The 21,854-nt window shown below is 63.6% G+C and carries 21 protein-coding genes; 10 read left to right on the top strand and 11 right to left on the bottom strand.

Going from position 1 to position 21,854, the window contains the following annotated elements; genetic code table 11:
- Positions 1–26 precede the first annotated feature (26 nt).
- Both ACP691_RS02175 and ACP691_RS02170 read right to left on the bottom strand, forming a co-directional pair.
- Entirely contained in the window at positions 27–1,031 is a 1,005-nt protein-coding gene (locus ACP691_RS02175) for an NAD-dependent epimerase/dehydratase family protein (protein WP_426149868.1), read from the bottom strand.
- A 13-nt stretch (positions 1,032–1,044) separates the two neighbouring features.
- Positions 1,045–1,962: a LysR family transcriptional regulator ArgP gene (locus tag ACP691_RS02170; protein WP_426149867.1), complete on the bottom strand. Its 918-nt coding sequence runs from the start codon at positions 1,960–1,962 to the stop codon at positions 1,045–1,047.
- Between the two features lie 86 nt (positions 1,963–2,048).
- On the opposite strand from ACP691_RS02170, the gene ACP691_RS02165 reads away from it, so the two are divergent.
- The 7 genes from ACP691_RS02165 to ACP691_RS02135 all read left to right on the top strand — a co-directional run bounded on the left by ACP691_RS02165 (position 2,049) and on the right by ACP691_RS02135 (position 10,955).
- Positions 2,049–2,645: a LysE/ArgO family amino acid transporter gene (locus ACP691_RS02165; protein WP_426149866.1), complete on the top strand. Its 597-nt coding sequence runs from the start codon at positions 2,049–2,051 to the stop codon at positions 2,643–2,645.
- Positions 2,646–2,819: 174 nt separating this feature from the next.
- Entirely contained in the window at positions 2,820–3,416 is a 597-nt protein-coding gene (locus ACP691_RS02160) for a superoxide dismutase (protein WP_040261868.1), read from the top strand.
- A 298-nt stretch (positions 3,417–3,714) separates the two neighbouring features.
- Positions 3,715–5,766, top strand: coding sequence for a putative bifunctional diguanylate cyclase/phosphodiesterase (locus ACP691_RS02155; RefSeq protein WP_040261867.1), 2,052 nt, complete (start codon positions 3,715–3,717; stop codon positions 5,764–5,766).
- A 126-nt stretch (positions 5,767–5,892) separates the two neighbouring features.
- Positions 5,893–7,230, top strand: a complete 1,338-nt coding sequence (locus tag ACP691_RS02150; protein ID WP_426149865.1) for an imelysin family protein — start codon at positions 5,893–5,895, stop codon at positions 7,228–7,230.
- A 131-nt stretch (positions 7,231–7,361) separates the two neighbouring features.
- A complete protein-coding gene (locus ACP691_RS02145; RefSeq protein ID WP_426149864.1) occupies positions 7,362–8,792 on the top strand; it encodes a di-heme oxidoredictase family protein in 1,431 nt (476 codons plus the stop codon).
- Between the two features lie 29 nt (positions 8,793–8,821).
- Positions 8,822–9,886: an imelysin family protein gene (locus ACP691_RS02140; protein ID WP_426149863.1), complete on the top strand. Its 1,065-nt coding sequence runs from the start codon at positions 8,822–8,824 to the stop codon at positions 9,884–9,886.
- Position 9,887: 1 nt separating this feature from the next.
- On the top strand, positions 9,888–10,955 hold the full coding sequence (locus ACP691_RS02135; protein ID WP_426149862.1) for a DUF1513 domain-containing protein: 1,068 nt from the start codon (positions 9,888–9,890) through the stop codon (positions 10,953–10,955).
- A gap of 166 nt (positions 10,956–11,121) precedes the next feature.
- Here ACP691_RS02135 and ACP691_RS02130 read toward each other — a convergent pair whose 3' ends face one another.
- The 5 genes from ACP691_RS02130 to ACP691_RS02110 form a co-directional block, all read right to left on the bottom strand.
- The gene (locus ACP691_RS02130; RefSeq protein WP_426149861.1) at positions 11,122–11,355 is read right to left on the bottom strand and encodes a hypothetical protein; all 234 of its coding nucleotides are present in this window, start codon (positions 11,353–11,355) and stop codon (positions 11,122–11,124) included.
- Complete coding sequence (locus ACP691_RS02125) at positions 11,352–12,074, bottom strand: lipopolysaccharide kinase InaA family protein (protein WP_426149860.1); 723 nt, start codon at positions 12,072–12,074, stop codon at positions 11,352–11,354. Before ACP691_RS02125 ends, ACP691_RS02130 begins: the two co-directional genes overlap by 4 nt.
- Before the next feature lie 4 nt (positions 12,075–12,078).
- Positions 12,079–12,759, bottom strand: coding sequence for a class I SAM-dependent methyltransferase (locus ACP691_RS02120; RefSeq protein ID WP_426149859.1), 681 nt, complete (start codon positions 12,757–12,759; stop codon positions 12,079–12,081).
- A 198-nt stretch (positions 12,760–12,957) separates the two neighbouring features.
- Positions 12,958–14,220 (bottom strand): sensor histidine kinase, encoded by a 1,263-nt coding sequence (locus ACP691_RS02115; protein ID WP_426149858.1) that lies wholly within the window; start codon positions 14,218–14,220, stop codon positions 12,958–12,960.
- A complete protein-coding gene (locus tag ACP691_RS02110; RefSeq protein WP_426149857.1) occupies positions 14,210–14,893 on the bottom strand; it encodes a response regulator transcription factor in 684 nt (227 codons plus the stop codon). Before ACP691_RS02110 ends, ACP691_RS02115 begins: the two co-directional genes overlap by 11 nt.
- A 196-nt stretch (positions 14,894–15,089) precedes the next feature.
- Between ACP691_RS02110 and ACP691_RS02105 the strand changes: the two genes are divergently transcribed.
- Positions 15,090–15,818 (top strand): phosphatase PAP2 family protein, encoded by a 729-nt coding sequence (locus ACP691_RS02105; RefSeq protein WP_426149856.1) that lies wholly within the window; start codon positions 15,090–15,092, stop codon positions 15,816–15,818.
- A gap of 65 nt (positions 15,819–15,883) precedes the next feature.
- Here the strand turns inward: ACP691_RS02105 and groL are convergent, their stop codons facing one another.
- The 4 genes from groL to ACP691_RS02085 form a co-directional block, all read right to left on the bottom strand.
- A complete protein-coding gene (groL, locus tag ACP691_RS02100; RefSeq protein ID WP_426149855.1) occupies positions 15,884–17,533 on the bottom strand; it encodes a chaperonin GroEL in 1,650 nt (549 codons plus the stop codon).
- A 56-nt stretch (positions 17,534–17,589) separates the two neighbouring features.
- On the bottom strand, positions 17,590–17,883 hold the full coding sequence (locus ACP691_RS02095; protein ID WP_040261854.1) for a co-chaperone GroES: 294 nt from the start codon (positions 17,881–17,883) through the stop codon (positions 17,590–17,592).
- Positions 17,884–18,132: 249 nt separating this feature from the next.
- Positions 18,133–18,612 carry an FxsA family protein gene (locus ACP691_RS02090; RefSeq protein WP_426149854.1) on the bottom strand — a complete coding sequence of 160 codons (480 nt, stop codon included), beginning with the start codon at positions 18,610–18,612 and terminating at the stop codon, positions 18,133–18,135.
- A 146-nt stretch (positions 18,613–18,758) separates the two neighbouring features.
- A complete protein-coding gene (locus ACP691_RS02085; protein WP_426149853.1) occupies positions 18,759–19,769 on the bottom strand; it encodes a DUF481 domain-containing protein in 1,011 nt (336 codons plus the stop codon).
- Positions 19,770–19,845: 76 nt separating this feature from the next.
- On the opposite strand from ACP691_RS02085, the gene ACP691_RS02080 reads away from it, so the two are divergent.
- Both ACP691_RS02080 and ACP691_RS02075 read left to right on the top strand, forming a co-directional pair.
- Positions 19,846–20,217 (top strand): MGMT family protein, encoded by a 372-nt coding sequence (locus tag ACP691_RS02080; RefSeq protein WP_426149852.1) that lies wholly within the window; start codon positions 19,846–19,848, stop codon positions 20,215–20,217.
- Positions 20,218–20,259: 42 nt separating this feature from the next.
- Complete coding sequence (locus ACP691_RS02075) at positions 20,260–21,777, top strand: AmpG family muropeptide MFS transporter (RefSeq protein WP_426149851.1); 1,518 nt, start codon at positions 20,260–20,262, stop codon at positions 21,775–21,777.
- The last annotated feature ends 77 nt before the right edge of the window (positions 21,778–21,854 follow it).

Raw genomic sequence — 21,854 nt, 5'->3', positions numbered from 1 at the left:
GTCGTGGGGCCCGGGTGCGCGAGGTTTCAACGGTATTTACCGGTTGTGTCCCGAGCCCGCCAGCCTTGGCAGAGCGCGTCCATGCCTGCCCACACCGAGGCCTGTGGCTGATAGCCCAGGTATTGGCGGGCGCGGTTGATGTCCAGGCAATTGTCCCGGGTAATCCAGCCCAGGTCGGGAAGTGTCAGCGGTGGCCGCGGGCGGCCGGGCCAGGCCTGGCGCGCCAGGCTGCCGAACCGCGTGCCAAGGCGCGCCAGCCCCACCGGGCGGTAATCTCGCAACTGAGGCAGGCGTAGTTGACGCAGGCCGTAATTAAGCACGTCCCAGAAAGGCACGGCCTGATCGTTGGCAATGTTGTACACCCGCCCCAAGGCGTTGTCCTCGGCGAACAGGGCAGCCAGCAGGGCGTGGTCCAGATTGGCCTGGGTGGTGAAATCGACCCGGTTCAAGCCGTCGCCCAGCAGGCTCAGGCGCCCCCGGCCACAAAGCTCGAACAGGCCCGGCCATAGCCAGGGCTCGCCCTCTCCCAGTACCGGTGCAGGCCGCAGGGCCACCACCTGCAAGCCAAACTCCTCGGCGCCGAACACACGTTGCTCAGCTCGAAAACGGGTTTGCGCCTGCAGCGACGCCTTGCGGGGCGGCAATTGATCTTCGCGCAAAGGGGCTGCGCTGGAGGCGCGCTCGTAGATCTGCGCGCTGGAGAGGTACACCAGCCGACGCACCTGTGCCTTGATGCAGCCTTCGACCACATTTTCCGTGGTGCCGAGGTTGGCCTGCTCGAAGTCCGCCAGCCGGCCCCAATGCCCACCGAGGCCAGCGCAGTGCACTACCGCGTCCATGCCTTGGCACAGCTGCAGAGCGAAACCGGCATCGAGCAAGTCGCCTTCGCATACTTGCGCTCCCAGCCTGGCCAAGGCTGCGAGGCGCTCACCGCGTCGGCCGCTGGCGCGGACCCGAAGGCCCTGGGCCAAGGCGCTGCGAGTAAAGCTCGCGCCAATGAAACCGGTAGCCCCGGTGATCAGAATGTTCATGCTGCCTCGCTACTCATTTTCTCACCGCAGTGGCGACGCTCGCCAGGGGCACCAGGGCACGCCCGGCCTGCCTGACCAGTTCGCTGGTCAGGTCAGCCAGAAGCTTGCCGCCGCTGCGCCAATGGTGCCAGTACAGCGGCACATCGCTGGGGTGGCCAGGCAGCAGCTCGACCAGGGTGCCCTTGGCCAACTGGGCCTGGACCTGCATTTCCGGCACCAGCCCCCAGCCAAGGCCTGCTTCGGTCATGCGGACGAAGCCTTCCGAGGACGGCACCAGGTGATGAGCGAACCCTTCCTCGATGCCCAGCGAGGCCATGAACCGATGCTGTAACAGGTCGTCAGGGCCGAACACCAGGGCCGGTACCTGTGCCAGTGCCGCGGGACTGAAGCCTTCAGCAAAATGACGCGCGATGAAGGCCGGGGTAGCTACCGCCCGATAACGCATGGCCCCCAAGGGCTCGCTGCGCGCCCCCGCCACGGGCCTTGGCGCCGCGCACACGCAACCGGCCACCTCGCCAGCCCGCATGCGCCGCAGGCCTACGTCCTGGTCTTCAACCACCAGGTCAAGGAGCACATGGCGCTCCTGACAGAAACGCGCCACGGTTTGTGGCCACCAGGTGGCGAGGCTGTCGGCGTTGATGGCCACCCGCAGCCGCTCGGGCGGGCCGTCTTCACCGAGGCTGGGTACCGCTTCGCGCAGTTCCCGCTCCAACAGGCGCACCTGCTGTACATGGTTGAGCAACAGGCGACCGACAGGGGTTGGGCTAGGTGGTGCCTGGCGCACCAGTACCGGCTCGCCCAGGCGCGCTTCGAGCAGCTTGATGCGCTGGGACACCGCCGACTGCGATAAGCCCAATGCCTGAGCGGCGCGCTCGAAGCCGCCTTGCTCGACCACCACGGCCAAGGCGGCGAGGAGCTTGTAATCGAACATCGATTTTCCTAATGCCTCATCAGCATGATTGGTTTTTCTTATACCTCAGTGAACTTCAGACTGTCAGCTTCCCGAGGAGACTTCCCATGTTGCAGAGTTACCTGAACGGCCTGGCCATCGCGATTGGTCTGATCGTCGCTATCGGCGCGCAGAACGCTTTTGTCCTGGCCCAAAGCCTGCGCCGCGAACATCACCTGCCAGTGGCTCTGCTATGCGTGCTCTGCGATGTGCTGCTGGTCAGCGCCGGAGTATTCGGCCTGGCGAGCTTGTTGAGCCAGAGCCCCGCCCTCCTGGCCATTGCCCGCTGGGGCGGGGTGGCCTTCCTGCTCTGGTACGGCTGCCAGGCATTGCGCCGGGCCTTGTCACGTCAGGCCCTCCAGGCCGCCGAGCAGGTGCCGCGCTCCCGGCAGGCGGTGCTGCTCAGCGCACTGGCGGTGACCTTGCTCAACCCCCATGTATATGTGGACACGGTGTTGCTGATCGGTAGCCTCGGCGCCCGCCAGGCGGTGCCGGGCGCTTACGTCGCCGGCGCCGCCAGCGCTTCCGCGGTGTGGTTCTTCACCCTGGCGCTGGGCGCCGCCTGGCTGGCGCCCTGGTTGGCCCGGCCCGCTACCTGGCGCCTGCTGGACCTGGCCGTGGCGCTGATGATGTTCGGCGTGGCCGGGCAGCTGATTCTGGGGTAAGCCCCCCCGACGTCAACGGCGCCGAGGCGTCTATTCCCTACGGTTGCTGCGTGGTTAAGGCGTAGCCCCGGTGCTATGATCCCGGGCTTGTGCCCGCTGCGCTTCGCGGGCGCAGCCTCGGCCGCCCGTGATCGGCCTTGCGTCTACCGCAACAGACCTGATTAGGAGAATCAAATGGCTTTTGAACTGCCGCCGCTGCCTTACCCACACGACGCCCTGCAGCCGCACATCTCCAAGGAAACCCTGGAGTTCCACCACGACAAGCACCACAACACCTACGTCGTGAACCTGAACAACCTGATCCCGGGCACCGAATTCGAAGGCAAGACCCTCGAAGAAATCGTCAAGTCCTCGTCCGGCGGCATCTTCAACAACGCGGCCCAGGTCTGGAACCACACCTTCTACTGGAACTGCCTGTCTCCCAACGGCGGCGGCGAGCCTACCGGCAAACTGGCCGAAGCCATCACTCAGGCTTTCGGTTCGTTCGAGAAGTTCAAGGAAGAATTCAGCAAGACGTCCATCGGTACCTTCGGTTCCGGCTGGGGCTGGCTGGTCAAGAAAGCTGACGGCTCCCTCGCCCTGGCCAGCACCATTGGCGCCGGCAACCCGATGACCAGCGGCGACACCCCGCTGCTGACCTGCGACGTGTGGGAGCACGCTTACTACATCGACTACCGCAACGTGCGGCCCAAATACGTCGAAGCGTTCTGGAACGTCGTGAACTGGGACTTCGTTGCCCAGCAGTTCGAAGGCAGCGCCTTCAAGGCCTGAGCCGCGAACGTCCAGCCTGCCCCGGGGCCAGCGAGACTGGTTCCCGTGGCCAGCGCCCGCTTGCGAAGAACCACCAAGGCCCGCCAGCTTCGCTGGCGCTCCGAGGTTGGAAGCCAGCGCCTACCTTTCATCGCCTCGCCTCAAGTTTCAGCCACGCGCATCGATACACCAAAGACCTATTCTCGCCGCATGCTCACTGGCATGCGTGGCTCGAACCAATGCGTACCCTTTGACGGTCACCCTGTGTTTGCCAATACTCGGCCATGGGTACCGCGCGCTTGGAACAAGGAATTGTCCTTTGAAGGTGGAAATCAAGCACAGCTTGTCTCTGAAACTGCTGAGAGTGGTATTGCTCTCGACCCTGGTCGTGGGCGTATTGCTCAGCTGTGGGCAGATCGTGCTCGATGCCTACAAGACACGCCATACCATCGCGCGGGATGCCGACCGCATCCTCGACATGTTCCGCGACCCCTCCACCCAGGCGCTGTACAGCCTGGACAAGGAGATGGGCCTGCAGGTCATCGAAGGCCTGTTCCAGGACCCCGCCGTGCGCAAGGCAGCCATTGGCCACCCCAACGAAACCATGCTCGCTGAACGCGAGCGGTCACCCACACCCGCTTCCACTCGCTGGCTCACCGACACCGTGCTGGGGCCGGAACGCACCTTCGCCACGCCCCTGGTGGGCCGCCCGCCGTACAACGAGTACTACGGCGACCTGAGCATCACCCTCGATACTGCCATCTACGGGGAGCAGTTCCTGCGCAATTCGGCCGAGCTGTTCGTGTCCGGCGTGCTGCGGGCCATGCTCATGGGCCTGGTGCTGTACCTGATCTATCACTGGCTGCTGACCAAGCCCCTGTCGCGCATGCTCCATCATCTGAGCCAGATCAACCCGGACCGCCCGGGCCAGTATCAGTTGCCCTTGCCCCCTGGCCATGAGCACAACGAGTTGGGCCAATGGGTAAACACCGCCAACCAGTTGCTGGCGTCCATCGAGCGCAACAGCAGCCTGCGCCGGGAGGCAGAGAGCAGCCTGGAGCGCATGGCCCAGTACGACTTTCTCACTGGCCTGCCGAACCGGCTTCAGCTGCAGCGCCAGCTTGACCAGGTGCTGGAGGATGCCACGCGCATGCAAAGGCGTGTGGCCATCCTTTGCGTAGGCCTGGATGACTTCAAAGGGGTGAACGAACAATTCAGCTACCAGGCCGGCGACCAGTTGCTGCTGGCCACGGCTGATCGCCTGCGCGGCCATGGTGGACGGCTCGGCGCCCTGGCGCGCCTGGGCGGCGACCAGTTCGCCCTGGTGCAGGCCAATATCGAGGAGCCCTACAAGGCGGCCGAGTTGGCCCAGCACATCCTCGATGACCTGGCGGCCCCCTTTGCCCTGGACGCGCGTGAGATCCGCCTGCGGGCCACCATCGGCATCACCCTCTTCCCCGAAGACGGCGACAGCGCCGAGAAGCTGCTGCAGAAGGCCGAGCAGACGATGACGGTCGCCAAGAGTCGTTCGCGCAATCGCTATCAATTCTATGTCGCCAGCGTTGACAGCGAGATGCGCCGCCGTCGCGCGCTGGAAAAAGCCCTGCGCGAGGCCTTGGCCGGCAACCAGCTGTTCCTGGTGTACCAGCCGCAGGTCAGCTACCGCGACCGCCGGGTGGTCGGCGTCGAGGCCTTGCTGCGCTGGCAGCATCCCGAACTGGGGTTCATCCCGCCCGACCAGTTCATTCCCCTGGCTGAACAGAACGGCACCATCCTGGCGATCGGCGAATGGGTACTGGACCAGGCCTGCCGTCAGTTGCGCGAGTGGCATGACCAAGGCTTCACCCACCTGCGCATGGCGGTGAACCTTTCCACTGTGCAATTGCACCATAGCGAGCTGCCCCGGGTGGTCAGCAATATCCTGCAAATGTACCGCCTGCCGTCGCGCAGCCTCGAGCTGGAGGTCACCGAAACCGGCCTGATGGAAGACATCACCACCGCCGCCCAGCACTTGCTCAGCCTGCGCCGCTCCGGCGCCCTGATCGCCATCGATGACTTCGGCACCGGCTACTCGTCATTGGGCTACCTGCGCTCACTGCCGCTGGACAAGATCAAGATCGACAAGAGCTTCGTCAAGGATCTGCTCGATGACGAGGACGACGCCACCATCGTTCGCGCGGTGATCCAGCTGGGCAAGAGCCTGGGCATGCAGGTGATCGCCGAAGGCGTGGAAACCGCCGAGCAGGAAGCCTATATCATCGCCGAGGGCTGCCATGAGGGGCAGGGCTACTACTATTCCAAGCCACTTCCGGCGCGGGAACTCCAGGCCTTCCTCAAGCAGGACGAGCGCACCCACATGGCGCCCTTGTAGGCCAGCGGCGGGCGAATTATTTTTCAGTCGCCCCTTTACATCAAATGCAAATCCTTCGCATCATGTGGCCCGTTTCGGTCGGCGCCCTGGGGCGCCTTTCGCCATTCAAACACGCAGGATTCGCCCATGAAACGTACGCCGTTGGTTGCCAGTCTGCTGGCCGTTGCCCTATCCCTCGCCGGTTGCGGCGATAGCAGCGACAAGGAAAAGGCAGCGGCCCAGGCGCCCGCGCCATCGGCGGCCAACGCAGCGGCCACGCCCGCCGCGGTCGCGCTGGACCAGGCGGCCGCCAAGGCCGTGGTAAGTCATTACAGCGAGATGGTCCATGCCGTGTTCAGCGATGCGCTGACCACCGCGCAAGCCCTGCAGAAAGCCGTGGATGCCTTCCTCGCCAAGCCGGACGCCAATACGCTGAAGGCCGCCCGGGAAGCCTGGCTGGCCGCGCGGCCGTCTTACCTGCAAAGCGAAGTCTTCCGCTTCGGCAACACCATCATCGACGACTGGGAAGGCCAGGTGAACGCCTGGCCCCTGGACGAAGGCCTGATCGACTACGTGGCCAAGGGCTACGAGCCGGCCCTGGGCAACCCGGGCGGCAGCGCCAATATCATCGCCAATACCGAGATCCAGGTGGGCGAGGACAAGGTCGACGTCAAGGACATCACCCCAGAGAAGCTGGCCAGCCTCAATGAACTGGGCGGCTCGGAAGCCAACGTCGCCACTGGCTACCATGCCATCGAGTTCCTCCTCTGGGGCCAGGACCTCAACGGCACCGGCCCGGGCGCCGGCAACCGCCCCGCCAGCGACTACCTTGAAGGCAAGGGCGCTACCGGCGGCCACAACGACCGTCGGCGCGCCTACCTGAAGGCCGCCACCGACCTGCTGGTCAGCGACCTGGAAGAAATGGTGGGCAACTGGAAGCCGGGCGTGGCCGACAACTATCGCGCCACGCTGGAAGCCGAACCGGTGGATAGTGGCCTGCGCAAGATGTTGTTCGGCATGGGCAGCCTGTCCTTGGGCGAGCTGGCTGGCGAGCGTCTGAAGGTGGCGCTGGAAGCCAACTCACCTGAAGACGAGCACGATTGCTTCAGCGACAACACCCACAATTCGGCCTTCTTCAACGCCAAGGGCATCCGCAACGTGTACCTGGGCGAATACCTGCGCGCCGACGGTACCCGCCTGACCGGGCCGAGCCTGTCGTCGCTGGTGGCCAAGATCGACCCGGCCACGGACGAAGCCCTCAAGGCCGACCTGGCCGATACCGAAGCCAAGATGCAGGTGATCGTGGACCACGCCAACAAAGGCGAGCACTTCGACCAACTGATCGCCGCGGGCAACAGCGCTGGCAACCAGGTGGTGCGCGATGCCATCGGTGCACTGGTCAAGCAGACCGGCGCCATCGAACAGGCCGCGGGCAAGCTGGGCATCACCGACCTGAACCCGGACAACGCTGACCACGAGTTCTAAGGCTCGTAGGAGCCAGCGAAGCTGGCGAACGTTCCCAGTGGCCAGCGGCTCTTCGCCAGCGGCCGCTGGCTCCTACCGGTTGGCGCGCTTGAAGATCGAGCGCCAGCTCCGCTGATTTCCAGGTTGCACCGATGTCTCCACGCCCGCTGAGCGTCCTTGTTTTTTCCCTGAGCCTGGCCCTGGCGGCGTGCGACCAGTCGCCTCGCTTCCAGGCCGCAGAGCCAGGTGAAGCGCTCTCGGCGGGTACCGCCACGGTCAGGCGTAGCGACCTCAATGCCTATTCCCTGCCTTCAGCCAACCTCAGCGCCGCGCGCCGGGTGGATTTCAGCGTGGGCAATAGCTTCTTTCGCAACCCCTGGGTAATCGCGCCCTCCACCACCACCGCCAGGGACGGGCTGGGGCCGCTGTTCAATACCAATGCCTGCCAGAACTGCCACATCCGTGATGGCCGTGGGCAACCGCCCGAGCCCGGCGCCAGTCACGCCGTGTCGATGCTGGTGCGTTTGTCGGTACCGCCCAGCGACGCCACCGCCGAGGTGGTACGCCAGATGGGTTTTGCGCCTGAGCCTGTCTATGGCATGCAATTGCAGGACATGGCCATCCCCGGCGTCGCCCCCGAGGGGCGTGTCCGGGTGGAATACGACGCACTCCCGGTGAGCTTCGCCGATGGTTACACCGTGGAGCTGCGCAAGCCCCGGTTGCAGATCAGCCAGTTGGGCTACGGCCCCCTGCATCCGCAAGTGCGCCTGTCGGCCCGTATAGCGCCGCCCATGATTGGCCTTGGCCTGCTCGAAGCCATTCCCGAGGCGGCCATCCTGGCCAACGCCCGCACCCAGGCGGCCGGACGAGGGGCGATCAAAGGCCGGGCAAACTGGGTCCATGACGACCAGACAGGCACCACCGCCCTCGGCCGTTTCGGCTGGAAGGCGGGCCAGCCCAGTCTCGATCAACAAAACGCCCACGCCTTCGCCGGCGACCTGGGCATTACCTCTTCCCTGCACCCGGCGGATGACTGCACCGCCGCGCAAGCCGACTGCCGCGCCGCCGCCAATGGCAACCAGAGCGCCGAAGAGCCGTTCGAAGTCAGCGATAACATTCGCAGGCTGGTGTTGTTCTACAGCCGCAACCTGGGCGTGCCAGCACGGCGGGGTGAGGGACAGGCGCAGGTACTGAAAGGCAAGGGCCTGTTCCATGAAGCCGGTTGCCAGGCCTGTCACGTGCCCCAATACCGCACCCGCGCAGACGCCGCGGAGCCCGAGCTGGCCGATCAGCTCATTCGGCCCTACACCGACCTGCTGCTGCATGACATGGGCCCTGGCCTGGCCGACGCCCATACCGAATTCGACGCTCGCGGCCAGGACTGGCGCACGCCACCCCTTTGGGGGATCGGCCTGTCCGAGACGGTCAATCCTCGCGGCCGCTACCTGCATGACGGCCGCGCCCGCAACCTGCTCGAGGCCGTGCTCTGGCACGGCGGAGAGGCCGACGCGGCCAGGCAGCGGGTGCTGGCCTTCGATGCCGATGAGCGCGCGGCATTGCTGGCGTTTCTCGAATCCCTATAACATGCCTGACTTTTCCCAGGGGAGCCCCAATGTTCCGTCCCAAGCTACTGTTCACCAGCCTCGCCGCCCTCGCCCTCGGCGCCTGCGCGCCTCAGGACCCGCAGGCGGTGACCAGCGCGGCCCTGGCCAGCCAGGTGATCCTGCCGACCTATACCCAGTGGGTCGAGGCTGACCGGCAACTGGCCCGCAGTGCCTTGGCGTTCTGCCAGGGCAACGAGGACCTGGCCAAGGCCCGGGCGGACTTCCTTGTGGCTCAAAAGGCCTGGGCTGCTTTGCAGCCGTTGTTGATTGGCCCACTGGCTGAAGGCAACCGGGCGTGGTCCGTGCAGTTCTGGCCGGACAAGAAAAACCTGGTAGGGCGCCAGGTCGAGCAATTGGTCAGCAGCGGCGAGCCCATGGACGGCGCGGCGTTGGCCAAGGCCAGCGTGGTCGTCCAGGGCCTGTCGGCCTATGAATACATTCTTTTCGACAGCAAGCCTGAACTGGCCGATGCGGCTCGCAAGGCCAGCTATTGTCCGCTGCTGGTCGCCATCGGCGAACGGCAAAAGGTCCTGGCTGAAGAGATCCTCGACGGCTGGAAACGCAACGATGGCATGCTCGCCCAGTTGAGCAAGTTCCCCAATCAGCGCTACGCCGATGCCCACGAGGCCATCGCCGACCTGCTGCGGGCTCAGGTCACCGCCCTGGACAGCCTGAAGAAAAAACTTGGCGCGCCCATGGGCCGGCAGAGCAAGGGCGTGCCGCAACCCTTCCAGGCCGAAGCCTGGCGGAGCCAAGCGTCGCTCAAGAGCCTGCAGGCCAGCCTGGAGGCGGCCCGGACGGTATGGAACGGTGTTGACGGCAAGGGCTTGCGCAACCTGCTGTCCAAGGATCAACAGCCACTGGCCGAGAAGATCGACGCGGCCTACAGCGCGGCGGCCAAGGCACTGGCGAACAACGACCGAAGCCTGACGGAGCTGCTGGCAGATCCAGCTGGGCAGCCTGTGCTGAATCAGATCTACGACAGCCTGAACACCGTGCATCGTCTGCATGAGGGCGAACTGGCGCGCGCCCTGGGCGTCCAGCTGGGCTTCAACGCCAACGACGGTGACTGATATGTGGCAGCGCATGCTTACCACCCTGGCGCGGGTGCTGCCAGGCAAGGCCCATCGCTCATTGTTGCTGTCGGCCCGGGACGATGCCGACGGCCGGCACTATGCCGTGGCCTACCACGCTGACGGGCGCCAGGCGTTCAGCACGCAGGTGCCCCAGCGCTGCCACGCCGTCATCGAGCACCCCCATGCGCCCTTGGCGCTGTTCGTGGCCCGACGCCCAGGCACCGAGTGCTACCTGCTGAGCCTGCGTGACGGCAGCCTGCTGCAGACCCTCAGCGCGCGCGCCGACCGGCATTACTACGGCCACGCGGTGATACACCGTTCGGGCGAATGGCTGTACACCACTGAAAACGACACGACGGAGCCTGGCCGGGGTGTGCTGGGCGTTTATCGGTTCATCCAGGACCGCCTGGTGTTCGTCGATGAGCTGCCTACCCATGGCATCGGCCCTCATGAGCTGGCGTGGTTACCTGATGGTGAAACCCTGGTGGTGGCCAATGGCGGCATCCGGACAGAAGCGGAAAGCCGTGTGGAGATGAACCTGGACGCCATGGAGCCGAGCCTTGTGCTGATGCAGCGCGACGGTGGCCTGCTCAGCAAGGAAACGCTCACCCAGCCGATGAACAGCATTCGTCACCTGGCGGTGGCTCAGGACGGCACCATCGCTGCTTGCCAGCAATTCATGGGCAGTGGCAATGAAGTGGCCCAGTTGCTGGCAGTCAAGCGCCCTGGCGGGCCGCTGCTACCGTTTCCGGTGAGCGACGACCAACTGCTTTCCATGGGCAATTACACCGCCAGCGTGGCCATCAACGACCATCGCCGTCTGGTGGCGGTCACCGCCCCCAGGGCCAATCGCTTCTTCATCTGGGACCTGGACAGCGCCGAGGTAAAACTGGACGCCCCCATGCCGGACTGCGCGGGGGTGGTCGCCATGGACGACGGCTTCGTGGTGACGTCCGGCCAAGGCCGCTGCCGCTTCTACCAGGAGCGGGACGGGCAGTGGCTGGGCACGCCTATGACGCTGCCATCGGGGCTCTGGGACAACCACCTGCATGCGATCGCCTCCTAGGCTCAGCGCGGCGACGTTTGACACCACGCCACGCCCGGTCGCCGCCAAGGCGTGCTGCTTACTGGGCTGTTTTCGCCCTGGCCCCACCTTCGCCCCAAGACTTTTCACACTGACCCTAGGCAATGAAAAACCCGCCGAAGCGGGTTTTTCATTGCACAAGGCTTGATCAGGCGCCGGAACGCAGCCCCTGGGTCAGGCCAAACAGGAACAGCAAAGCGTTGTGCCCGGTCCGCGAAACGTCCTCGACCCCTGCCTTGGTCGCCCGCGGTAGCGCGCAGGCGCCCTGCCCTTGTTCCGCCTTCAATACCTCAGGCCCTGGCTCATTCCAGGCGGCCGCGGCCATGGTGGTCACGGCCAGGGAACCGATAAAGAACAAACTTCGTGCAATTTGTAGGTTCATCGCTCTAACCCTTTGACAACGCTGCCAAACGCTGTTTCGTAAAAGTAGAGCAATTTCTTCCAGTCTGCATCGCTGAACGACGAATGGCGGCGCAGTTGCTTGAGGTCATGGTAAGAAGCCGCGGAGGCCGTCAGCCGCCGACGGCATTTCTCCAGATCCAGCAAGGCAACCTCGGCGCGGGGGCCGTTGGGCTCCTCAACGACTCGCACGAATACATGCTTGATGTAGAGGCAGCTATGCTGCCAGCGCCCCTGATGCATGCGCGCCAAGTTTTCAGCGAGATCCTTGAGCAACTGGTCATGCAAGGCTTCGCCATAACGCTCACGGCCACCCTTGGCATACCACTGCATCATTTCTTCGAAGCCATCGAGCGAAGCAGTGACCAGTAACGCCTTCCAACCGAATTCCTGGTCACGCTGGGCACCGGAGAACAACAAACGAGGCACCCGTACGTTCAATTTGCTCAAGCCACGCAAGGCATCGCGCTCACGCAGCACCGTAGGCCGGCCGAAGGGATGCAGGGGCGAACGGTAGATGTGGCCCACCTGCCGCTTGACATAAATCATGTGGTTATCGGGCAGCAGTACACGCTGGACACCGCTTTCCCCGCCACGCCGGCGGTTAGGCTCTTCTACCCAGTCGCCGCGGGTTTGCCAGTAGTGATCAAAACCCTGCTGCCCACCCGAGGCACTGTGTCCAGAAGCCTGCTCTACCGCCATCACCTTACTCCTTGCGCAATACATACACTCGCCACATTGCATACAGCGGCAAGAAATCGAGACGCTCCTGAATACGGAATCCGGCCTCGGCGAATTCAGCCTCTGCCGTTCCCACCGGCAGGACGAACCGGTTCTGATATTTTTCCGGCTCTCCACGCCGCTGGCGCCGCTGCTCAGACCGCTTGCGCTTCCAGGCCTTGAAGTTGCCATCCACCCACAGTGAAAGAATGACCGAGTCTCGGCTCACCCGATGGAACTCGCGTAGCATGGTCAGCCGGTGTCCCGCATCGCCAATGTGGTGCATCAACCGCATTGAAAAAATGCTGTCGACTGCGTTATCCGGCAACTCGATCTCGAAAGCCGAGGTTTGCATGACCCGTACACGCTTGACGATGGCCTCAGGCTGCATCTTGCAGGCAGTGGCGACCATGTCTGCCGAGTTGTCCGCGCCGATGATCACGCGGTTGACCTTCTCCGCCAGCACCGGCCAGAAGCGCCCGGCACCGCAGGGCAGGTCCAGCACCAGGCCCGGATCTCCGGCCAGCTCCAATGCCTTGCGCGCGAGCTGAACATCGCGCGAATGCGAAAGCCGACGTGAAAGGCCGTTCTGGTGCTTGTAGAAATACCGCTGCGCATGCGCGTGGTCGTATTTCTCAGAGAATTCCAACTTGATCGGTTGGTTCATGTGAACCTCCTTGAACAGTCGGCGCACACTACCCCTACCCAAGTCATCGACCAGTCACACGATTGTGAAAATTCTGTAACTCAAATTATCAGGGCGACAAGCTTGTTGCTAGATATTTCGCGGGCAGAGGTTGCCGGCGGGCCCGTGCTCGCTGGCGGAGCCCGTTCAAGCCTGTGGCGTTCACAAGGTCTACTGCCCTTACAGGTTTACCTGAAAGGCGCAGCCCTGGGGCTCGTTGGTGGTCAGGCTCACTGCCCAGCCTTGCTCGTCGCAGATCCGCTGGACAAGAGAAAGCCCTAGCCCCAGCCCTTCGCCTCTCTTCTCGTTACCGCGGACGAATGGCTGGAACATGGCTTCGCGCTTTTCTTCCGGAATTCCCACGCCTGAATCCTCCACCCGGAACCCTGTATCGGTGAGGGTCAGCCGGATGAAGCCCTGGTCGGTGTAGTGCAAGGCATTGCGCAACAGGTTGCTCATCACCGTATGCAGGAAGGTAGCGTTGTAGCGCGTATCCTGCGGTTCACCGCGTTCATACTCCAGGGTCAGCCCTTTCTGTTCGATCGGCTCGCGCCACTGGGCCACCAGGTCATCGGCCACCTTCCCCAGGGTAACCTGCCCGGCGACGGTTTCGTTGCGCTGCGCGCGGGCAAGCATCAGGAACGTCTGCACCAGATCCCGCATTTCCTCGCATGCCCTGGTGATGCGCTCTACCTGCGCCTTGGCTCTCGGATCGAGCTTGTCGTTGGCCAGCAGCAGCTCACAGGAGGTGGCCAATACCATCAGTGGCGTACGCAGTTCATGGCTTACATCACTGGTGAACAGGCGCTCCCGGGTCAGGGCCTGACGCAGCCGCCCGAGGGTGGCATCGAAGGCGGCGGCCAGTTGGCCGACTTCGTCCTCGGCGTAGTCGGGGGCCAAGGGCGGGGCGAGCCCGAGCAACTGGTCGCGGTGACGAACCTGCCGGGCCAGGCGAATCACCGGCGCCATGACTCGCCGCGCCAATAGCCAGCCCAGCGAGGCGGCCAAGGCCAAGCTGAGCACGAAGCCCACCAACACTACCGCAAAGAGAATGCGCTCACGCTCTTCGAAATCGCTTTGATCCTGCAAGAGCACGTAATGACGGCCGTCTACGATTTCCACCATCGCGTGATAAGACAGGTCGCCACGGAACACCTCGTGGAATCCCGGCGACAGGTGGCGCAGGTCCTTTGGCAAGGCATAGTCGCCTCGCCCGCCACTGTAGTAGAACAGCTGGTCCGGCTCCGGACGGTGACTCCAGTCGTCCATGTTGTCCATGAGCAACAAGCGCTGCAAGTCGCCGCCCAGCCCCGCGGAAATAAGTTTTTCTTCCACCAGGTGCACGGTAGCGACAATGCCGACGGCAAAGGCACCGGCGACCAACGCGCTCATCAGGGCGAAGGCAATGATGATGCGCTGGGCAAGGCTTTGCTTAAACTCCATCGCGGCCTTCGGTCAGGCGATAACCCACGCCGTGCACCGTATGCAGCAGCGGTTTATCGAACGGCTTGTCGATGACCTGGCGGAGCTGGTGGACATGGCTGCGCAGGCTGTCGCTGTCGGGGCAGTCATCGCCCCACAGGGCTTCCTCCAGTACTTCCCGCCGTAGCACGTGCGGGCTCTTCTGCATCAACACTTCCAGTAGCTTGAGCCCTACCGGGTTGAGCTTGAGCAGCTTTCCGCCACGGGTGACTTCCAGGGTATCGAGGTCGTATTCAAGGTCGGCCACCTGCAATGTTCGCCGCCCGCCGCCCTGGGCACGGCGCATCACCGCTTCAATGCGTGCCGCCAACTCGGACAAGGCAAAAGGCTTGACCAGATAATCGTCGGCGCCATGACGGAAGCCTTGCAGGCGGTCGTCCAGCTGGTCGCGGGCGGTAAGCATGATCACCGGGGTGTTGCGTCGGGCATCCTCGCGCAAGCGCTTGCACAGGGTGTAGCCATCGATGCCGGGCAACATCACATCCAGCACGATCAGGTCGTAGTGGGCGGTGGCCGCCAGGTGCAGGCCGGACAGCCCATCCTGGGCACAGTCCACGGTATAGCCTTTCAAGCCCAGATAATCGGCCAGGTTGGCCAGGATATCCCGGTTGTCTTCGACCACGAGAATGCGCATCAAGGGTTCCTCTCATTAGGCTGTGCGACCTGAAGCGGGCGCAGCTTACGCTCTGTTCGCCTCCTTGGGCCAGCGCAAATCGTCGTGGCCACGCCCAGGCGGCGTCTCGGCAAAATTTTCACGACGGCTTGACGAGCCCGCCACCCGGCCTGGCGCAAGGTGCCGGCAATTTGCAATCGCTTTCCTCGGAGCCTCGATGAACTACCCTTCCCCTCGCCCCATTCGCTGGCACCTTGCGCTGGGCATTCCGGCCCTGCTGGTGTTGGGCTTGTTGCTGCTGGAACTGACCAACCTGGACATGTGGCTGGCGCGCCTGGCCTATGACAGTCACGCCGGCCAATTTCTTGGGAAACACAGTTACTGGCTGGAAAATATCCTTCATGACCGGGCCAAGCAAATAGTGATCGCCGTAGCGGTGCTCTCGGCCGTGGTCTTTATCGCGACCTTCGCTCTCCGGCGAATCAGACCCTACAGGCGCGAGCTGGGCTGCATGGTACTGTCCATGGCGTTGTCCACCAGTTTCGTCACGCCTCTGAAGGCGGTGACCGCCGTTCAGTGTCCTTGGAGCCTCACTCAATTCGGCGGCAGCGAAACCTACAGCAAGGTCTGGGACAGCCGCCCGGCCACCGAACATCCCGGACGCTGCTGGCCCGGCGGGCATGCCGCCACGGGCTTCAGCCTGTTCGCCCTCTACTTCGCCCTGCGCGACCGCCGCCCTCGCTTGGCGCGCTATGCCTTCGGCCTGGCAGTGGGGCTAGGCTTGGTGTTCTCGGTAGGCAGGATGCTGCAAGGGGCGCACTTCTTTTCCCATAACGTGTGGACCGCCGTCTTTTGCTGGTGGATCTGCCTCGGCGTCTATTACGCCGTGCTCTACCGACGCCCGCTGAGCAGTGGCACGGCGGCCAAGCCACAGGCCGTGAGCTGATCCACGGGTATAAAAAAACCCTGCCTTCGCAGGCAGGGTTTTCGAGGGGCTGGGTTCAGCCGGGCTTACATCATGCCGCCCATGCCGCCCATGCCACCCATGCCGCCCATGTCAGGCATGCCGCCGGCAGCCTTGTCTTCCGGCAGGTCAGCGACCATGGCTTCGGTGGTGATCATCAGACCGCCGATGGAAGCCGCGGCTTGCAGCGCGGAACGGGTGACCTTGGCTGGGTCCAGGATACCCATCTCGATCATGTCGCCGTACTCACCGCTCGCTGCGTTGTAACCGAAGTTACCCGAGCCTTGCTTGACCTTGTCCACGACCACGCTTGGTTCGTCGCCAGCGTTGGCGACGATCTGACGCAGCGGTGCTTCGACGGCGCGGCGCAGCAGCGCGATACCGACGTTCTGGTCTTCGTTTTCGCCCTTGAGCTCGGAGATGGCCTGCAGGGCGCGAACCAGCGCCACGCCACCGCCAGGCACCACGCCTTCTTCGACGGCTGCGCGGGTAGCGTGCAGGGCGTCTTCAACGCGGGCTTTCTTCTCTTTCATCTCGACTTCGGTGCCAGCACCGACCTTGATCACGGCAACACCGCCGGACAGCTTGGCCAGGCGCTCTTGCAGTTTTTCACGGTCGTAGTCCGAGGAGGTGTCGGCAACCTGGGCGCGAATCTGAGCAACGCGAGCCAGGATGTCTTCCTTGGAACCAGCACCGTCGACCACGGTGGTGTTTTCCTTGGTCATGGTCACGCGCTTGGCGGTGCCCAGGTGCTCCAGGGTGGTGGTTTCCAGGGTCAGGCCGATTTCTTCGGAGATGACGGTGCCGCCGGTCAGAATGGCGATGTCCTGCAGCATGGCCTTGCGGCGGTCGCCGAAGCCAGGCGCCTTGACAGCGGCAACCTTGACGATGCCACGCATGTTGTTGACCACCAGGGTAGCCAGGGCTTCGCCTTCGACGTCTTCAGCAACGATCACCAGCGGACGGCCGGCCTTGGCGACAGCTTCCAGGACAGGCAGCAGTTCGCGGATGTTGGAGATCTTCTTGTCGACCAGCAGCAGCAGCGGGTTGTCCAGCTCGGCCACCATGGTGTCCGGCTTGTTGACGAAGTAAGGCGACAGGTAGCCGCGGTCGAACTGCATGCCCTCTACGACAGACAGTTCGTTCTCCAGGCCCGAGCCTTCCTCGACGGTGATCACGCCTTCGTTACCGACTTTTTCCATCGCTTCGGCGATGATGGCGCCGATGGCGCTGTCGGAGTTGGCGGAGATGGTACCTACCTGGGCGATGGCCTTGTTGTCGGCGCAAGGCTTGGACAGGGACTTGAGCTCGGCGACGATGGCGGTGGTGGCCTTGTCGATGCCGCGCTTGAGGTCCATCGGGTTCATGCCGGCAGCAACGGACTTCAGGCCTTCGCTGACGATGGCCTGGGCCAGGACGGTAGCGGTGGTGGTGCCGTCGCCTGCTTCGTCGTTAGCCTTGGAGGCTACGTCTTTCAGCAGCTGGGCGCCCATGTTCTCGAAGGCGTCCTTGAGTTCGATTTCCTTGGCGACGGAAACGCCGTCCTTGGTGATGGTAGGAGCACCGAAGCTCTTGGCCAGGACAACGTTACGGCCTTTCGGGCCGAGGGTGGCCTTGACAGCATCAGCCAGAACGTTAACGCCAACCAGCATTTTCTTGCGAGCGGAATCGCCGAATTTTACGTCTTTAGCAGCCATGATCGTTTTCCTTGAATCTGAAGTCGGGACTGAATGTCAGAGGGGCGCTGGGGCGCTTAGCCTTCGACGACGGCGAGGATTTCGTTCTCGCTCATGACCAGCAGGTCTTCGCCATCGACCTTGACGGTGTTGCTACCCGAATAAGGACCAAACACGACCTTGTCACCGACCTTGACGGCCAAGGCGCGAACTTCACCGCTGTCCAGAACGCGACCGGTGCCTACAGCGACGACTTCGCCACGGTTCGGCTTCTCGGCGGCCGAGCCAGGCAGAACGATGCCGCCGGCGGTCTTGGATTCTTCTTCGCTGCGGCGAATGACGACGCGGTCATGCAGAGGACGAAGCTTCATTGTCGATCTCTCCTAGTTATGGTTGTCCATCGGCCGGGTTCACCCGGCCCATTGATGCAGTCCGGCTTTCGCCGGTCGCGCCAGGCGCTGCCCGGCGCGCAGTGATGACCGACCCGGAGGCCGGCACCTTGCGGTGACCCATACATGAGGCCGGGCCAAGGGATTACAAGGCCGATTGAAAATTTTTTTTGGTCAGGGGGAGGGAAACGATACACCCCCGCGAAACGGGGGCGTGGCGGAAGGCCGGCGTCAGTCGCGACGCTCGTACTGGCCCTCGATGACGTTCGGCCGACGGGGCTGCTCAGGGCCCCCCTGGGCGCCATGACCGAAGGGCGAGTGGTTGCCCGGCTCGCCGAAGTGGCCCGCCCGGCCATAGCGGGCCTGGGCGCCAGCACGCAACCTGTTGGCGATCAGGCGCCGGGTGAAGGGCAGCAGGCACAACAGGCCAAGCACGTCGCTGATGAACCCGGGAACCACCAGCAGCAGGCCACCGGAAGCGACCATGGTGCCGTTGAGCAGGTCCTGGGCGGGGAGCTGGCCGGCGCGAAGGCTCGCCCTGGCATTGAGGGCCGTGGCCAGGCCGGCCACGCGGAGCACCAGCACGCCGATGGCCGAACCGGCGATGATCAGCAGCAAGGCGGGGAAGAAGCCGATGGCCGACCCTACCCTGAAGAAGACATAGAGCTCCAGCACTGGAAACAGCAGCAGGAGCAGTAGAAACAGGCGCATCGATAGTTCCTCGGCGAAAGTCACCTTCATATGTGCCGACGATACGCTTCATTTCAAGGCTGCGCTCGTGGCAATCTTTTCAGACTGCCCCTGAGCCCGCGCCCCGCATGGCCTCGCGAGGTGTTTCTAGGTGTTGCGAGAAAGGATTACCAGGTAACCCCGAAGCCGGCGGTGTAGCGGCTGCTATCGAGGTCGTTGCCATTGGTGGTCCCGGTGATCAGGTCCTTCTCGTACTTCAGATTGAGGGAGGCCCACTCGGTTACCTTGTAGCGCAACCCGACTTCGGCATCGAGGCTGTAGTCGGCCACGTTGCTCAACGGGCGTCCCAGTTCGCCGGTAGTGAAGAACTCCACCGTCTTGCCGACCAGGTAGCGGTTGTAGTCCCACTTCACCGCCATGGAGTAGAAGTTTTCCTTGCGGCCATCAGAGAAGGTGTAGTCGGTGCGGTTGAGCAAGCCGCCCAGGGAGAAGGCGCCGAGTTCGTCGTCCCAGAACTGGTAGCCCGGGCCGGTACCCACGGTCCGCTGGCGACGGATGTCTTCGATGTTGTCATGCTTGTAGTTCAGACGGCCCTGCCAGAACCACTGATCCGTGATGAAGCGATCCAGGGAATATTCCAGGCCCCAGTTATCGGTACCGGTCACGCCATCTTCGGTTTCCCGGTTGTATTCGCCATCAGCGGTATGCCGCCAGCGGCCATGTCGGGCCGTGGTCTTGAAGGCCAGGTTGTAGTCGTCGGTATCGGTTTCGGCGCGCTTGAAGTCCAGGGCCGCGTCGATATTGCCCTTCCAGCTGAGGTCCTGCACCAATGGCTTGGGCTTCATCAGTTGCTGGATGCTGGCAAGCTCGACGGTTTTCGGCGCGTCGCCATTAGCCAATACCACCTTGCCATCATCCGCCGGTTTCAGGGCCTTGGCCATTTCACTGTCGTAGGCATCCTGGCGCACCAGCAAGGGCTGGTCGGTTTCCAGGGTCTTGACCTGCTTCATGTCCACTGGAATGGAGCCGCCATAAGCGGTATCGACCATGAGCTTGCCACCATCGAATACCTTGATGGTGCCGGTGATGCGATCACCATTTTTCAACCAGACGGTATCGGCGAATGCGTTGGACATAGCGCAGGTGGCAGCGACGCACAGGAGGGCTTTGGGGAACATAGGCGACTGTTGGCTCGGTTTCGTGGAAGATCGTCGTTATCCCCGTGATAACGAATGACTCAGGACTGACCAAGCCATGCGCGATGAGTTCCGGCCCCTGGCCTCCAATAATGTAACCGAGCCGTTACCCGACCCTCGTCGGCAAGCCCTCTATAGCACCCTGGCGGCGGTGCCAACGGGGCGGGTGGTGACCTACGGCGAACTGGCCCAACTGGCCGGCCTGGGACGCGCGGCGCGCTGGGTGGGCCGACAGTTGAGCCAACTGCCGGCAGGGTCGACGCTGCCGTGGCATAGGGTCATCGCCGCCGGCGGGCGTTTGAGCTTGCCCGCCGGCAGCGCCAGCGGCGATGAACAGCGCGCGCGGCTGCGCGAGGAAGGCGTATCGATTAGCGGGAATCGCGTGGATATCGCGCGCCATGGCTGGCGCCCGGGCGAGTACAGCGGTTAGAGTGCGCGCTTTGTTTTGCAGATTCGAGGCACACCTTCGTCCATGCCCGGTAAAACCTGGCGCGCCGCGCTGGCCGCCTATGCCAGCCCCTCCACTTTGGTGCTGTTGCTTCTTGGCTTCGCCTCAGGCCTGCCCTACATGCTGGTGTTTTCAACCCTCTCCGTATGGTTGCGTGAAGCCGGCGTGGCCCGGGAAACCATCGGTTACGCCAGCCTGATCGGGCTTGCCTATGCCTTCAAATGGGTATGGTCCCCGCTGTTGGACCAATGGCGCCTGCCGTTGCTCTCCCGGCTGGGCCGTCGCCGCTCCTGGCTGGTACTGGCACAGGCCCTGGTCATCCTCGGCTTGATCGGCATGAGCTTTTGCGACCCGCAGAAGCATCTGCCCTGGTTGATCGCCATCGCGGTGGTGGTCGCCTTCGCCTCGGCCACCCAGGACATCGCCGTGGACGCCTACCGCCTGGAGATCGCTGGGGATCAGCGCCAGGCCGCGCTGGCCGCGAGCTACATGGCGGGCTATCGAGTCGCCGCGCTGCTGGCAACGGCCGGCGCGCTGTTCTTCGCCGAATGGTTCGGCTCCACCGGTTTCGCCTACCTGCACCGTGCCTGGGCCGGGACTTACCTGCTCTTCGGCGTGCTGATGGTCCCGGCGCTGGTGACCAGCCTCTTGATGCGCGAGCCACCTGTGCCGCTGCGCACGCAGCTGTCCGCGGCCCGCTATGGGTTCGTCCACCAGATCGCCTCGGTGGTGGTGCTGATCATCCTGCTGGTATCGGTTCCGGCCATGTTCACCCAGCTCTACAACACGGATTTCGCTGACCTGATCAGCGGTGACATGAGCCTGCTGGACCTGCTGCTCGAGGACCGGGCCTTCCTGCGCGCCCTGCTGTACATCCTACTCACCGGGCTGTGCCTGTCGTCCCTGGGCCGACGCGGACTGGCCCCGGTGCTGACGCCGGTGAACGACTTCATCCTGCGCTACCGTTGGCAGGCGTTGCTGCTGCTCGGCCTGATCGCCACCTACCGGATGTCCGATACGGTCATGGGGGTCATGGCCAATGTGTTTTATATCGACCAGGGCTTTACCAAGGACCAGATCGCCAGCGTCAGCAAGCTGTTCGGCCTGGTGATGACGCTGCTGGGCGCCGGTGCCGGCGGGCTGTTGATCGTACGTTTCGGGATCATGCCGATCCTGTTCATCGGCGGCGCCGCCTCGGCGGCCACCAATATACTGTTCCTGATGCTGGCGGACATGGGCCCCAACCTGCGCATGCTGGTGGTCACCATCTCGCTCGACAACCTCAGTTCCGGCCTGGCCACGTCGGCCTTCGTCGCCTATCTGTCCAGCCTCACCAACCTGAAATTCTCAGCCACCCAATATGCGCTGCTGAGCTCGATCATGCTGTTGCTGCCGAGGTTGATCGGGGGCTATTCGGGCGTGATGGTGGAGAAATACGGTTACCACAATTTCTTCCTCATCACCGCTCTGATGGGCCTGCCTACCCTGGTGCTGATCCTGCTTCACTGGCGCTATCACCAGGCCGAGGAAGGTGAAGCGTAGGAGGCAACGGCAATTGCCGGATCTGTCGTGCTTCCCTGCACTTCGCCAGCTGTGCTGGCTCTTCCCCTGGATTGCCC

The sequence above is a fragment of the Pseudomonas sp. DC3200b2 genome (assembly GCF_049895785.1).
Classification (GTDB): domain Bacteria; phylum Pseudomonadota; class Gammaproteobacteria; order Pseudomonadales; family Pseudomonadaceae; genus Aquipseudomonas; species Aquipseudomonas massiliensis.
This window is presented reverse-complemented; position numbering and strand designations above follow the sequence as displayed.